Source organism: Streptomyces sp. NPDC012794 (genome assembly GCF_042901085.1).
Lineage (GTDB): Bacteria > Actinomycetota > Actinomycetes > Streptomycetales > Streptomycetaceae > Streptomyces.
Window position 1 is genome coordinate 83,848 of record NZ_JBIBCI010000009.1, and the last position, 14,260, is coordinate 98,107.

The 14,260-nt window shown below is 73.8% G+C and carries 12 protein-coding genes and 1 tRNA gene; 7 read left to right on the forward strand and 6 right to left on the reverse strand.

Annotated elements, in window-relative coordinates:
* Positions 1-234: 234 nt before the first annotated feature.
* Both ACFY7H_RS18525 and ACFY7H_RS18530 read left to right on the forward strand, forming a co-directional pair.
* Positions 235-1,686 carry an MFS transporter gene (locus tag ACFY7H_RS18525; RefSeq protein ID WP_388939561.1) on the forward strand — a complete coding sequence of 484 codons (1,452 nt, stop codon included), beginning with the start codon at positions 235-237 and terminating at the stop codon, positions 1,684-1,686.
* Positions 1,687-1,749: 63 nt separating this feature from the next.
* Positions 1,750-2,583, forward strand: coding sequence for a hypothetical protein (locus tag ACFY7H_RS18530; protein WP_388939222.1), 834 nt, complete (start codon positions 1,750-1,752; stop codon positions 2,581-2,583).
* A 48-nt stretch (positions 2,584-2,631) separates the two neighbouring features.
* Here ACFY7H_RS18530 and ACFY7H_RS18535 read toward each other — a convergent pair whose 3' ends face one another.
* From ACFY7H_RS18535 to ACFY7H_RS18555, 5 genes are all read right to left on the reverse strand, one after another.
* Positions 2,632-3,096, reverse strand: coding sequence for a hypothetical protein (locus ACFY7H_RS18535; protein ID WP_388939223.1), 465 nt, complete (start codon positions 3,094-3,096; stop codon positions 2,632-2,634).
* 144 nt (positions 3,097-3,240) lie between these two features.
* Positions 3,241-3,849, reverse strand: a complete 609-nt coding sequence (locus ACFY7H_RS18540) for a hypothetical protein (protein ID WP_388939225.1) — start codon at positions 3,847-3,849, stop codon at positions 3,241-3,243.
* Between the two features lie 160 nt (positions 3,850-4,009).
* Entirely contained in the window at positions 4,010-4,882 is an 873-nt protein-coding gene (locus ACFY7H_RS18545) for a DivIVA domain-containing protein (RefSeq protein WP_388939226.1), read from the reverse strand.
* Positions 4,883-5,006: 124 nt separating this feature from the next.
* On the reverse strand, positions 5,007-7,523 hold the full coding sequence (locus ACFY7H_RS18550) for an SUKH-4 family immunity protein (protein WP_388939228.1): 2,517 nt from the start codon (positions 7,521-7,523) through the stop codon (positions 5,007-5,009).
* An 8-nt stretch (positions 7,524-7,531) separates the two neighbouring features.
* Positions 7,532-8,527 (reverse strand): SMI1/KNR4 family protein, encoded by a 996-nt coding sequence (locus ACFY7H_RS18555; protein WP_388939230.1) that lies wholly within the window; start codon positions 8,525-8,527, stop codon positions 7,532-7,534.
* A 228-nt stretch (positions 8,528-8,755) separates the two neighbouring features.
* Here ACFY7H_RS18555 and ACFY7H_RS18560 point away from each other — a divergent pair, with 228 nt between their 5' ends.
* Positions 8,756-9,319 (forward strand): YwqJ-related putative deaminase, encoded by a 564-nt coding sequence (locus tag ACFY7H_RS18560; RefSeq protein WP_388939231.1) that lies wholly within the window; start codon positions 8,756-8,758, stop codon positions 9,317-9,319.
* A 5-nt stretch (positions 9,320-9,324) separates the two neighbouring features.
* A complete protein-coding gene (locus ACFY7H_RS18565; protein ID WP_388939233.1) occupies positions 9,325-9,834 on the forward strand; it encodes an SUKH-3 domain-containing protein in 510 nt (169 codons plus the stop codon).
* 60 nt (positions 9,835-9,894) lie between these two features.
* Here the strand turns inward: ACFY7H_RS18565 and ACFY7H_RS18570 are convergent, their stop codons facing one another.
* Positions 9,895-11,148 (reverse strand): histidine kinase, encoded by a 1,254-nt coding sequence (locus tag ACFY7H_RS18570; protein WP_388939234.1) that lies wholly within the window; start codon positions 11,146-11,148, stop codon positions 9,895-9,897.
* Between the two features lie 240 nt (positions 11,149-11,388).
* Here ACFY7H_RS18570 and ACFY7H_RS18575 point away from each other — a divergent pair.
* The 3 genes from ACFY7H_RS18575 (at position 11,389) to ACFY7H_RS18585 (ending at position 14,128) form a co-directional block, all read left to right on the forward strand.
* Positions 11,389-11,460, forward strand: a tRNA-Gln gene (locus ACFY7H_RS18575).
* A gap of 108 nt (positions 11,461-11,568) precedes the next feature.
* Complete coding sequence (gene glmU, locus ACFY7H_RS18580; RefSeq protein WP_388939235.1) at positions 11,569-13,017, forward strand: bifunctional UDP-N-acetylglucosamine diphosphorylase/glucosamine-1-phosphate N-acetyltransferase GlmU; 1,449 nt, start codon at positions 11,569-11,571, stop codon at positions 13,015-13,017.
* Positions 13,018-13,150: 133 nt separating this feature from the next.
* Positions 13,151-14,128 (forward strand): ribose-phosphate diphosphokinase, encoded by a 978-nt coding sequence (locus tag ACFY7H_RS18585; protein WP_361600702.1) that lies wholly within the window; start codon positions 13,151-13,153, stop codon positions 14,126-14,128.
* Positions 14,129-14,260 lie beyond the last annotated feature (132 nt).

The following is a 14,260-nucleotide window of genomic DNA, read 5'->3' on the forward strand; positions in this document are numbered from 1 at the left end:
CCCGCAGACGAGGGGAACGTGGTGGAAGCAGGAGAAAACGGCGCGGAAGCCGCCGCGGAAGGGGCGGGGCAGCCCATCGGCCCGACCAGAGGAAAGGTTTCCGCAGGCCGCCCCGGACCCGGACCGGCCTCGGGGCGGAGCTCGGGGCAGGGCGCGGCGGCCGGCTCCCGGGAGGGCTCCGGACCCGACGGCGCCGCGCGCGGGCGGCCGCCCGCCCGGGTGGTGGTCTCGCTGATGCTGAGCATGGCCCTGGTCGCGCTCGACAGCACCATCGTCTCCACCGCCGTCCCGCAGATCGTCGGCGACCTCGGCGGGTTCTCCGTCTTCTCCTGGCTGTTCTCCGGCTACCTCCTCGCCGTCACCGTCACCCTCCCCCTCTACGGCAGGCTCAGCGACACCTTCGGCCGCAAGCCCGTCCTGCTCTTCGGTACCGCCCTGTTCCTCGCCGGCTCCCTGCTGTGCGCGTCCGCCTGGAACATGGCCGCCCTCATCGCCTTCCGGATCGTCCAGGGGCTGGGCGGCGGAGCCCTGCAGAGCACCGTGCAGACCCTGGCCGCCGACCTCTACCCGCTGCGCGAGCGTCCCCGCATCCAGGCCCGGATGACCACCGTGTGGGCGAGCTCCGCCCTGCTCGGCCCGGCCCTCGGCGGACTGCTCGCCGCGTACGCGGGCTGGCGCTGGACCTTCCTGATCAACGTGCCGCTGGCCGGACTGGCCCTCTGGCTGACCGCCCGCCACCTCGTGGAACCCGTACGCTCCCCCGGCCGCCGGGGCCCGGTGGACTGGGCCGGGGCGCTCGCCGTCTTCGCCTGCGGCGGGCTGCTGCTCTTCGCGCTGGTGCAGGGCGGAGTGGCCTGGCCCTGGCTGTCGGCGCCCTCACTGGCCCTGCTCGGCGCGAGCGCGGTCCTGGCCGCGGTGGTGGTCCGGGTGGAGCGCCGGGCCGAGGAACCGATCCTGCCCGGCTGGGTGTGGCGCCGGCGCACCATCGCCGCGGTGAACCTGGCGATGGGGGCGCTGGGGCTGCTGATGGTCGCCCCGATGGTGTTCATGCCGACGTACGCGCAGTCCGTACTCGGGCTCGGCCCGGTCGGAGCCGGGCTCCTGACCGCCCTGATGACCCTGAGCTGGCCGCTGTCGGCCGCCTTCTGCCAGCACGTGTACCGGCGCATCGGCTTCCGCGACACCGCCGCCCTGGGGATGGGGCTGGCCTCGGTGATCCTGTTCGCCTTCACCCTGCTCCCCCACCCCGCGCGGCCGTGGCAGCCCGCGCTGGTCATGCTGCTGCTGGGCGCCGCCCTCGGGCTCTTCCAGCTGCCGCTGGTGGTCGGGGTGCAGTCGACGGTGGGCTGGGCCGAGCGGGGGACCACGACGGCCTCGGTGCTGTTCTGCCGCACCGTCGGGCAGAGCGTGGGGGCCGCGCTGCTGGGCGCGGTGGCCAACGCGACCGTCGCCGCCCGGCTGGCGCAGACGCCGCTGCCGGGACTGCCGGAGCGCCTCGACGACGTATCGCGGGCCCTGGCGGAGCCGGGCGGCCTGGCGCCGGCCGCCTCGGAACACCTGCGGGGGGCGGTGGCGGCCGCGGTGGAGCACATCTTCCTCGGCGCGACGGCCGCCGGGGTGGCGGCGCTGCTGGTGCTGCTGCTGGTGGCACCGCGCAGGTTCCCGGTCCTGCCGGAGCACGAGTAGAACTTGTCATGTCCGGTCGCAGTGGGTGACCCTCTTGCCCAGGACCGTTTCCGGGGGGACGACATGACATCCGCACTCTTCGCGCTCGCCTTACTGGCCGCCCTGACCGTCCCGGTGGCCCTGCGCCTGCGCCGCCGGCCGGGCTTCGTCACGGGCCGCGACGGCCGGCTCTCCACCTCCACCACCATGGCGCTCGCCTGGACGGTGGTCCTGGTCTGGCTGCTGCTCACGGTCCTCGCGTACGGGCTGACGGCCGGCGGTGGCATCGGGTACTTCCGCGGCACCGGCTCCGGTGGACCGCTGTCCCCGCTGACCTCGGTGTACCTGCCCCTGCTCGGAGGCCCGTACGTGGCCCTGGTCGCCGCCAAGGCGGTCGTCGGCCTCCGGTTGGAGAACGGCAGCATGGCCAAGCCCGCCCCCCGGCCCACCCCCGGAGGCCGGCGCCCGCTGCGGGACCTGATCGCGAACGACAGCGGCCGGACCGACCTCATGGACCTCCAGTACGTGGCCCTGAGCGCGGTCACGATGCTCTACGTCGTCCTCTTCTTCCTCGCCGACGTCGGCGGCGGGCTCCCCGGACTTCCCTCGGAGATCTGGGCGCTGACCGGCGCTCCGGCGGGGGCCTACCTGGTGAACAAGGTGGCCACCCGCCCCAACCCGGTGATCACCGACGTCACCGTCTCCCCCGACGGGCTGCTCGGCGTCGAGGGCGGCGGCTTCACCGAACCCCGCCTCACGGTGGACGACACCCCGCTCCAGGTGACCCGGGATCCGGCGACGGGCACCCTCACGGCGCCGCTCCCGGCGACGGCGAAGCCCCCGTTCACGGTGGTGGCCGTCTCGCGCGGCCTGCGGAGCGACCCGTACCGCTACGAGGGCTCCACGCCGGCGGCATGACGGGGGCCCGGCACCCTCGGGTGCCGGGCCCCTCGTTCGCCAGGGGGATCAGCCCAGCCGGCGGAAGGTGGACTCGATGTAGTCGTCGTCCTCCTCGTCACCGGCTTCGCTCTCGTCGCTCTCGGCCGGCGCCTGAGCGGGGGCCTCGGCGGCGTCCTCGCGCTTCTGCTCCTGCTCGGCGGACTCGAAGCGGACCGCGACGGCCTTGAAGTCGCCCGCCATCTCCCCGGGGCCCGCCGTCGCGACGGGCCGGCCCTTGCAGTGCTGGTTGTCGAAGAGCAGGGCCACCATGTCGGTCTCGTTGACGACCTCCTCGATCGAGGCGCCGTCGGTCACGGCCAGCACGTGGCACCTGCCTTCGGTCAGGTCGCTCACCTGACCGCTCGTGCTGGCACCGTCCTGGAGGAAGGTGTAGTTGAAGGCCCCGCCGTCGTCCGCGAGGGCGGATCCGGCGGTCGGCAGGACGAGGGTGAGGGCTCCGACGAGGGCTACGGCGGTGGTGCGAAGACGCATGAGGGGATTCCGTTCTTCTGTTCCACGGGCGGATGCGGGTCCGGTGGCATCCGGGAGGGAGCGTAAGAGCGCGACGCGACGCCGAAACGTTTCCTCAACCGGAGCGCGCCCCGAGGTTCACCCACCCTGCCCCCAGCCCCGCTCCTAGGACCGGAAGCCCACGACCCCGAACCCGGGCCGCCCCCCGGCCTGCCGCAACCAGCCCAGCACGTCCTCGACCGCCTCCGCCACCGCCCGCTCCAGCAGCGGGACGTGCCCCCGCCGCTTGGTCTCCTCGAACTGCTCGAGCGCCTTCACGCACTGCTCGTACGTCCACTCGCCGCAACCCGGCGTGTACGTGTACGGCAGCCCGCCCGGCAGGTCCGCGAAGTCGAAGTCCTCGACGGAGACGGCGTCGATCCCCAGTGCCCGCAGCCCCGCGTCGACCATCGCCAGCCAGTCACCCCGGTACGGGCAGAAGGCGGAGTTGTCGAGGAAGGAACCGGTGAGGCCGCACAGCCGCTTGTAGGCGTAGGCGTACTGGAAGGCGTGCTCCTGGTCCGTACTGAACGGACCCCCGTACACCACCGCGCGCAGCGCTTCGCAGGCGGTGGGCGCGCCGCGCTCGATCTCGGTGTCGAACCAGTCGTCGGCCCGCGCGAGGTCGTCGGCGAACCGCTCCCGGACGATCTCCAGCAGCGCGTCGTCGCGGGAGCCGACGAGGGCATGGGTGGCGTTCAGATCCAGCAGGTAGACACTCAGCGAGGAACTCATCCGGCGAGGCTAACCCCGCCCACTGACAAGCCACTTGACCAGCCAGAACACCGCCTCCCGAACCGACGAGACGGCCGGCCGGCCGGGCACCCGCCCGACAGGGCAACCCCGCCCACCCCCGAACCGCCCGGCCAGGGCAACGGCCCGGCCAGGGCAACGGCTACCCCTCCGCCGCCGCCCGCCCCGTCAGCGCCGCCAGGCTGGACCGGACGTGGCTCATGTGGGCCCGCATCTCCTCCTCCGCCTCCGCGTGCTCCCGCAGGATCCGTTCCGTCTCCCGCCCCGTCCGCTCCTCGGCGACCCGCGCCTGCGCGATCAGCTCCTCCGCCCGCGCCTCCGCGTCCTCCTGCCCGTGCCGCGCCGACTCCTCCGCCTCCGCGTACCCCCGCCTCGCCTCCGCCAGCCGCGCCTGCGCGTTCCGCTCCAGCTCCGCGTACCGCGCGTCCAGTTCCTCCGCCCGCGCCGCCAGCTCCCGCCCCGCCGCGTCCCACCGCTCCGCCTGCTCCTGTTCGAGCTCCGCGAGCAGCGCCTGCGCCCGGCGTGCCGCCTCCGTCAGCGCGGCCTGCGCCTCGGCCCGCCACCCCGCCGCGTCGTCCCGCGCCTCCGCCCGGATCGCGTCCGCCTCCCGCTGCGCCCGCAGCAGCCCCTGCCGCGCCCGTACCTCGGTCTGCTCGCGCACCGCCTCCGCGTCGTGCCGCGCCAGCTCCGCAACCCGGTCGGCATGCGCCTCGGCCGCGCCCGCCGCCTCCAGCGCGTCCGCCCGCGCGTCCTCCCGCAGGGCCCGCGCCTCCTCCTGCGCCAACTGCAGGATCCGCCGCGCGCGCTCGCTCAGCTCGTCGTACGTCTGCGGAGCCAGCGCGGCCACCGCCGCACGCAACCGCTCGGCCTCCGCCTCCATCTGACGGGCCAGCACGGTCAGCCGCGCCACCCGCTCCCAGGCCTCGTCCCGGGCGCCGGACAGCCGCGCGAGATACCGGTCGACCTCGTCCGTCCGGTAGCCGCGACCGCGCACGGTCGCAAAGGGTGCAGTCATCCTGGAGCGCCTCTCTCGCGGGGATTGCTGTCAAGGATGCGCCATTTGCTCGCAGAAGCCGGAATGGCCGGGCCGGGTCCCCCGCACGAGGGGACCCGGCCCGGCCACGCCTGCCGTCATCCGGTCAGAGCAGTCCGTCCCACATCTGCTCCAGCAGCACCGACCACCAGCTCTCCGGCGAAGCCAGCGCCGCGCTGTCGAGGCCGGCCAGATTCGCCTGGAAATCGACGGTCCAGCGCCCGGCCTGCTCCGGCGTCAGATGCTGGCGCAACCGCCACATGTGACCCAGCATCGCCAGCGACCGCGCGAACTGCGGCAGGCTCGAGTTCACGAACTGCGGCGGCACGGGCGCCCCGCCGGGACCGGCCTCGACCGGCACCGCCACTATGTGCGCGGTCCCGTACTGCACGCACAGCGCCTTGCCGAAGTCGCTGCCCACGACCAGGTACGAGCCCGCGTCCGACGCCGGCTGCACCCCCCGCTGCGCGGCCATCTCGGCGAGCGTCGGCACCGGCTGGCCGGGCACCGCCTGCGCCCAGAAGAACGGTCCGAAGTCGATCGGCAGGCCCGCCCACATCAGGGTCTGCGCCACGATCTCCGGTACGCCCTGCCGGGACACCGCCCGCTGGTCGAAACGGAACACCCCCTGCGGCCCGAAGGCCCCCGCCAGCTCCTGCGCGATCGCGTCCATCGGGATCGCCGGCTGGAGCGGGACCTGCGGCAGCGGCGCCCGGACCGGCGCGGGGCGCGCGGGTCCGTCCGCCACCTGGTGCAGCTCACCCTGATGGGTGAGCAGGTGGCGCATGCCCTGCTGACGGCCCGCGTGGTCGGTGCCGTACGGGGCCACGCTCGTGATCCGCACCTGGGGCCAGGTCTCCCTGATCATCCGGGCGCAGTAACCGCCCGGCAGCTCGCAGGAGGCCAGCTCGGTGTGCAGCTCCAGCACCTGCTGCGGCGGCACGTTCATCGCGCGCAGCTCGTAGAGGATCTGCCACTCGGGGTGCGGGGTACCGGGCGCCGAGCGGCGGATCAGCTGCTGCTCGGAGCCGTCGGGCGCACGGTAGCGCAGCACCGCCTGGTAGCCGGGGCCGACCGTGGGCGCGCCGGACGGGGCCTGCGGCTGCCCCACGGGACCGGGCGGCGGGCCGGGAGGCGCGCCGGGCGGGCCGGGCGGCTGCGGCACACCGGGACCGGCCAGCATGGTGGCGGCATGGTGCGCCCCGCCCCCGGGAGCCCCGGGAGCACCGGGAGCACCAGGGGCACCGGGAGCGGCGGGCGGACCCGGCGGACCGGGCGGCTGTACGACGGCGGGACCGGCCAGCATCGTGGCGGCATGGTCCAGCCCCCCGCCCAGCGAACCCGGCGCACCCGGAGCCGCAGGAGCACCCGGCGCACCAGGAGCCCCAGGCGGACCGGGAGGCGCCGGCGGCCCACCGGGCGCCGCCAGCATGGTCGCGGCATGGTGCGCCCCGCCCCCGGGAGCACCGGGAGGCGCGGGAGGCGCGGGCGGAGTCGGCGCGCCCGGCGGACCAGGAGGCGCCGGCGGGCCCGGCGGCTGCACGACGGCGGGACCGGCCAGCATCGTGGCGGCATGGTCCAGCCCCCCGCCCAGCGAACCCGGCGCACCCGGAGCCGCAGGAGCACCAGGCGGACCGGGAGGTGCCGGCGGCGTCCCCGGAGGAGCCGGCGGCCCACCGGGCGCGGCCAGCATCGTGGCGGCGTACTGCGCCCCGCCGCCGGGCGCACCGGGCACACCAGGACCCCCGGGCGCCCCGACCGGAGGCGCCGGCGGGGCCTGCGGCGGCTGCTGCGGCTGCGGTTGCCGCGGCGCCGGCGCCGCGGCGCCGGCCGGCGCGGAAACACGGGCCCTGCTCGTCGGCGCGTCGGCGATGTCCGCGGCCGACTCCGGAACCGCCAGCGCCGGGGCCACGGTCGTCTTCGGCAGCTGGCTGCCGCCCGCCATCAGCGTGGTCTTCGCCTCCGGGGCCACCCTGGGGGCCGAGGGCGCGTCGTCCAGGTCGGATCCCGACAGCGGCGGCGCGAACACCGTCGCGGGCAGCGGTACGGAACCGTCGTCGGCACCGGAGTTGACATCGGTCCCCGCCCACGGCGTGGACCCGGCCGGGACCCCGTCGTTCGCGGTCGGCTCGTAGGGCACCTCGCCGCCGCGGCTCAACGGAACCGGAGCCTCAGCAGCAGCCGCACCGGAAGCACCCGAAGCGGAACCCGAAGCCGCACCCGAGGCACCCGCACCCGCCGGCGGAATCCCCGCCCGGTCCGCCGCCTCCTGCAGCCACTGCGGCGGGGTCAGCATGAACGAGGTCTGCTCCGAGTCGATCCGCGGCGGCGGAACCGAAGCCTCCGCGGCCGCCGACGCGGCAGCCGCCCCGTACTCCTCCTCGTACCGCCGGATCACCTCGCCCACCGGCAGCCCCGGCCACAGCGTCACCTCACCGCTGTCCCGCGCGATGACCAGCCGCTGCCGCCCACCACCGGACACCGGACCGGCCGCCCGGTCCTCGGCCCACACCACGAAGCCGAGCCCGAACTCCCGTACGCGCACCTCGCGGTGCTGGTACGCGGGCACGTCCCCGTTGATCCACTCCTCGGCGCGCTCCTGCGCCTGCGCGAACGTCACCACGGCGCCCCTCACCCCTCACCCATGCCGGCGCCGGACACTGCAACCGAACGCGCGAATCCGCCGTCCACCATCAGACCGGCCACCGTCTCCAGCTCCGGCGGGTTACCCGCCAAGCGCTCCAGGAAGGCATCGAAATCGGCACCGCACGGAAGCAGCAGACGCTCCACCCGCTCCTGCACCGACCAGCCGTCCCGGTCCCGCGCGTCGTCGTACGGGGAGAACCAGACGGAGCCCACTCCCTCGCCCTTCACCTTCACCGCGAGCAGCCCGCCCTGTACGAAGGCCACACACAGGTAGTCCTTCGTCAGGTGGTCCCGCAGACACTTGTTCACGTACACGAGGTCGTTGACCGCCGCCTCCTCACGCACCGTGAAGAACGGCTGGTCCACCAGCAGCCCCAGCTCCACCAGCAGCCCCGCGCCCACGGGTGCGCAGCCGCCCGCCGCCTTGAGGAACGAGCGGTAGGCCTCCGGGAGCCGGTAGCCGAGGTCCTCCTCGACCCCCTGCACCTGCGACTCCGACACCGACACCAGGGCCTTCGGCAGCCCCAGGTGCGCCGGGCGCGCCTCCTGGAGGGGCCGTGCGCCGCGCTTGTCGTGGTCGACGGGAGCCGTCGCCAGGCCCGCGTGGTGCCTCAGCAGCGCCTTCACCTCGACGGGGACCAGCTCCATCCGGCGGGAGCCGGCCACGTGGTGCCAGGTCCAGCCGTGCGGAGTCGCCACCGGACCCACCGTGTCCCACAGCGGATGGCCCGCCGCGCGCATCGCCGCGTTCGCGGACACGACGTCCGTCAGGCGCAGCTCGTCCACGCCGAAGCCCTCCGGGGGCTCGGCGATCTCGACGGCGGCGCGCGCGTAGCGCGAGAAGTCGGGATGACCGTTGCCATCCATCCGCACTCCGTGGGGATGCCGAGCGGCCCGGACCGGGTCCGGGAAATGCACGACCTGCCCCGAGTAAGCGGCGTTGGGTGGCGCGGCCTGCTGCCCGAGCCGACCTGTCGTCATGGCGGTAGCCCCCTGCTGGATCTGGCTGGTTCACCACAGCCTATGTGTTCCGGCAAGACCCTCACCCGCCCCCGAGCCACGCACGCGCCCCGGGGGCGGGAACATCCGAATTGATACGAATATTCGACCCCGCTTCCGTGCGACAGGTGACATTTGACAGGCTGTCCCGCAGCACGGGGGCGTGCGCGACAGCGACCAGCACCGCCGCCACGGGAGGGAAGAGCAACCATGCAGACCGCGACCACACAGACCGCGACCGCACAAAACGCGGTAGCCCGCACCGGCCGCCCGCAGCCGGCCGGGGCCGGCCCCGTCGGCGATCCCCGGCTGCGCTGGAGCAGCGCGGGCGACACCCACACCCCGCCCGTGCTCCGCTTCCGCCGCGACGGCATCCTGCCCACCGTCGCCGCCGCGCTCTCCGTCCGCGGGGAAACCCTCACGGGCACCGCCGCCAAGGGCGAGCGGCCGCCCGCCCTCCACCCCCTCGTCCAGGACTTCCTCGACACCCTCACCAGCGGCCAGCGGGAACGCTTCACCGGCCGCTGCCCCGAGGCCATCCTGCTCTCCCGCCACCTCGCCGCCGTCGAGGGCGCCCGCAGCAAGCGCGCCTCCCGCAAGCCCCTCTCGGCGAGCGAAGCCCGCCGCTCCCTCAAGCACGCCCGCATCACCGCCCGCCGCATCCGCGAGGACGGCGACCCCCTCCACGGCACCTACGCACCGCCCTGCCGCTCCTGCGACGCACTCCTCAGCCACTTCGGCGTACGCCCCGTCGACCTCACCCACCCCGAGTAGCCGCCATGACCGCGTCCTCCGCCTCCTACGACCGCTCCTCGGCCACCCGGTTCCCCGGCCCCGTGGACTCCGCCCTGCGCACCGCCGGATGGGAACCGGGCCGCTGGGACATCAAGCAGGCCGAGTACTGGGCCGACTCCCTGCGCGACCACACCACCCCGGCGGGCCACCGGCACACCGTCTTCCCCGCCGCCGTCGAGGCCTGGGCCGAGTTCGGCGGCCTCACCCTCACCGCCCCGGGCCCCGGCCGGCAGATAGCGCCCACACCCGTGCACGTGGACCCGCTGACCGGCCTCCACCTCGCCCGTACCTTCGCCGACCTCGGACGCGCCCTGTCCACCGAGCTGTGCCCGCTCGGCGCCGGCACCGACGGCGGCTCCCACCTCGCCATCGACCGCGAGGGCCGCGTCTACCTCATCGACCACACCGGTGACTGGTACCTCGGCGCCGGACTCGACGAAGCCCTCACCCTCCTGCTCACCGGCCTCCAGCCCGCCCGCCTCACCACCGGCTGACGGCCCCGGCCGCCGGGCGCCGTCCGCCGCGCCCGGGCCCCGGCCTGATCCGCCGGCCCCCTACCGGGCCGGCAGCACCGCCGACACCCTGAACCCGCCCCCGTCCGTCGGCCCGGACACGAACACCCCGCCCAGCCCCAGCACCCGTTCCCGCATGCCGAGCAGCCCGTTCCCCCCGCTGGGCAGATCGGCGCTCCGCGTCTCCCCTTCGCACGGCCCGTTCTCCACCTGCATCGCGACCTCGCCCTCCCGGTGCGCCAGCCGTACGACGACCCGCGCGCCCGGAGCGTGCTTGTGGCAGTTGGTCAGCGCCTCCTGCACCACCCGGTAGGCCGTCTGCTCCACCTCGGGCCGGTAACCGCTCCCCTCGCCCCGCACCTCGACCTCCACCACCATCCCGGCCGCCCGGGACTGCCCCACCAGCGCCTCCAGCTCCCCCAGCGACGGCCCCTCCTCCGCACCGCCCGCCGGCAGCACCGGCCGCGGCTCGGACACCGGCCGCTGCTTCTCCGGAGCCCGCAGCACCCCGAGCATCTCCCGCAGCTCCGTCAACGCCTGGCGCCCCATGTCACCCACCAGCGCCGCGTTACGCGCCGCCTTGACCGGATCCTTCGCGGCCACCGCCTGGAGCGCCGCCGCGTGCACGACCATCAGCGACACCCGGTGCGCCACCACGTCGTGCATCTCCCGCGCGATGCGCGTCCGCTCCTCCTGGCGCGCCCACTCGGCCCGCTCCTCGGCCCGGTCCGCCAGCAGCGACAGCTCCCGCTCCAGCGAGTCCGCCCGCTCCTGCAGGCTCTCCATCAACCGCCGCCGCGCCCCGACATACAGCCCGAGCAGGACCGGCGGCACGGTCAGCGCCACCGCCATGAACACGGACAGCACGATCACGAGCGTGCCGTCGGCCTCCACGTCCCGGCGCGTCTGCACGTACGTCACCACGAACGTCCCGGCCAGCGACATCGCGGCCAGCGTCGCGAGGATCCGCCGGGGCACCTCGCAGGCGGCCAGCGTGTACAGCCCCACCACGCCCAGCAGGAAGCCCATCGTGGCCGGCGTGACGGCGATCCCGACCAGCACCACCGCGATCGGCCAGCGCCTGCGCAGCACCAGCACGGATCCCGCCAGCGCCCCGAACAGCACCCCGGCCCACATCGGCACCCCGGCCTCGCGGGCCGTGGGCACCCCCTCGAAGGCGCACTCGACGGCCGACGCCACCCCCAGCCCCACGTCGAGCACGGCCGCCCGCCGCCGCTTCCACCACCAGGGCCCGTCCCGGCCCGTCCCCTCGCGCTCTTCCCCCGTACTGGTCATGCGGTCCAGCGTACGCAGCGGCCGCAGCACGCCGCCGGTCGGAAATCAAGAAGCGCGGCCCCCGGACCACCCGGAAGAATCGCCGCAGGAACACGGGGAGGAACTGCCGAGGCTGCCGGGTGATTTACGACGGCCGAAGCGCCGGTATCCACCGTCGCGTCGAGGGGGCCCGGTGCGGCATAGTAGGGGCGTCCCACCCGAACCGGGAAGATCGAATGTCCGGTTTGAGTTGGTTGGCTGTCCCCTGTGGTGTAATCGGCAGCACTGAGGTTTTTGGTACCTTAAGACCGGGTTCGAGTCCTGGCAGGGGAGCACATCACGTACGGGTCCCGGCCCAGCGGTCGGGACCCGGCCTCGTTTCCGGGCCGTGACCCCCCGCTATCCTTCACGGGTCCACCCCCGAAGCCGAAGGGCCCACCCGTGAGCGCAACCCGCCCGGCAGCCGTCGTCGTACTCGCAGCGGGTGAGGGCACCCGCATGAAGTCGGCCACACCCAAGGTTCTGCACGAGATCTGCGGGCGCTCGCTCGTCGGTCACGTGGTCGCGGCCTCCCGCGAACTGGACCCGACCCACCTCGTGGTCGTCGTGGGTCACGCCCGCGAGCAGGTCGCCGCGCACCTGGCCGGCATCGACGCCGGCGTCCGCACCGCCGTCCAGTACGAGCAGAACGGCACCGGCCACGCCGTCCGCATGGCCCTGGAAGAGCTCGGCGGAGCGGTCGACGGGACCGTCATCGTCGTCTGCGGCGACACCCCCCTGCTCACCGGCGAGACGCTGCGCGCCCTCGCGGCCACGCACGAGGCCGACGGCAACGCCGTCACCGTGCTCACCGCCGAGGTCCCCGACTCCACCGGCTACGGCCGCATCGTCCGCGACCCGGCCACCGGCGCCGTGACCGCGATCGTCGAGCACAAGGACGCCACCGACGCGCAGCGCGCGATCAGGGAGATCAACTCCGGGGTCTTCGCCTTCGACGGCGCGCTCCTCGCGGACGCCCTCGGCAAGGTCCGCACCGACAACAGCCAGGGCGAGGAGTACCTCACCGACGTGCTCGGCATCCTGCGCGAGGCGGGGCACCGGGTCGGCGCGGCGGTCGGCAGCGACCACCGCCAGATCCTCGGGATCAACAACCGGGTGCAGCTGGCCGAGGCGCGGGCGCTGCTGAACGCCCGTCTGCTGGAGCGGGCGATGCTCGCGGGCGTGACGGTCGTGGACCCGGCCGGCACGTTCGTGGACGTGACGGTGACGTTCGGGCAGGACGCCCTGATCCACCCGGGTACGCAGCTGCTCGGCACGACGCACATCGGCGAGGGGGCTGAGGTCGGCCCGAACACCCGCCTGAAGGACACCCGCGTGGGCGCGGGCGCGCGGGTCGACAACACGGTGGCCGACGGCGCGGTGATCGGCGACGGGGCGACGGTCGGTCCGTTCGCGTACCTGCGGCCGGGTACGGATCTCGGCCGGAAGGCGAAGGCCGGTACGTACGTGGAGATGAAGAACGCGACGATCGGCGAGGGCACGAAGGTGCCGCACCTCTCGTACGTGGGTGACGCGACCATCGGCGAGTACACGAACATCGGCGCGGCGAGCGTGTTCGTCAACTACGACGGCGAGCACAAGCACCACACCACGGTGGGCTCACACTGCAAGACGGGTTCGGACAACATGTTTGTGGCTCCCGTCACCATCGGGGACGGCGCCTACACGGCCGCCGGCTCGGTGATCACGAAGGACGTGCCGCCCGGCGCGCTGGCCGTGGCCCGTGGCCAGCAGCGGAATATCGAGGGTTGGGTGGCCCGCAAGCGTCCCGGCAGCGCGGCCGCGAGCGCCGCGCAGTCGTCGGCGGAGAAGGACTCCGGCAGCCATTGAGGTGAACTGACCGGAAACAGGTACGCCCGGGACGGCGTACCGTGATAGGTGCACGCAATTCGGCTGGCTCACCGTGTGCGGGACGGACGCACACGGGGGCGAGCAGCTTTCACACGTCTGAGGAGACAGTGCTGTGACCGGGATCAAGACGACCGGCGAGAAGAAGCTGATGCTCTTCTCCGGCCGCGCCCACCCCGAGCTGGCCGAGGAGGTCGCGCACCAGCTCGGTGTCGGCCTCGTGCCGACCAAGGCTTTCGACTTCGCGAACGGCGAGATCTACGTCCGTTTCCAGGAGTCGGCTCGTGGCGCGGACTGCTTCCTGATCCAGAGCCACACGGCTCCGATCAATAAGTGGATCATGGAGCAGCTGATCATGATCGACGCGCTGAAGCGCGCGTCGGCACGCTCCATCACCGTGATCATCCCCTCCTACGGGTACGCCCGCCAGGACAAGAAGCACAAGGGGCGCGAGCCGATCTCGGCGCGCCTGGTCGCGGACCTGCTGAAGACCGCGGGCGCGGACCGGATCCTGACGGTGGATCTGCACACCGACCAGATCCAGGGCTTCTTCGACGGCCCCGTGGACCACCTGTCGGCCCTGCCGGTCCTCGCGGACTACGTGGGCGCCAAGGTGGACCGCACCAAGCTGACGATCGTCTCCCCGGACGCCGGCCGCGTGCGCGTGGCCGACCGCTGGTGCGACCGTCTGGACGCGCCGCTGGCGATCGTGCACAAGCGCCGCGACAAGGACGTCGCCAACCAGGTGACCGTCCACGAGGTTGTCGGCGAGGTCAAGGGCCGTGTCTGCGTGCTGGTCGACGACATGATCGACACCGGTGGCACGATCTGCGCCGCGGCCGAGGCGCTCTTCGCGCACGGCGCGGAGGACGTCATCGTGACGGCGACGCACGGCATCCTGTCGGGTCCGGCCGCCGACCGCCTGAAGAACTCGAAGGTGAGCGAGTTCATCTTCACCAACACGCTGCCGGACCCCTCGGACCTGGAGCTCGACAAGATCACGGTCCTGTCGATCGCCCCGATGGTGGCGCGCGCGGTGCGCGAGGTCTTCGAGGACGGCTCGGTGACCAGCCTGTTCGAGGAGCAGCAGTAGGCCTGAGGGTCCTGCTCTGACCTCCCGCTAGATCCTTTTGGGCACGGCCTCCCCGCCGGGTACACTCGATGAGTTGCTCGGCGAGGGAGGCCGTACCCGTTTTCCGGTACGGACGCTCCGTTATCGACGCGC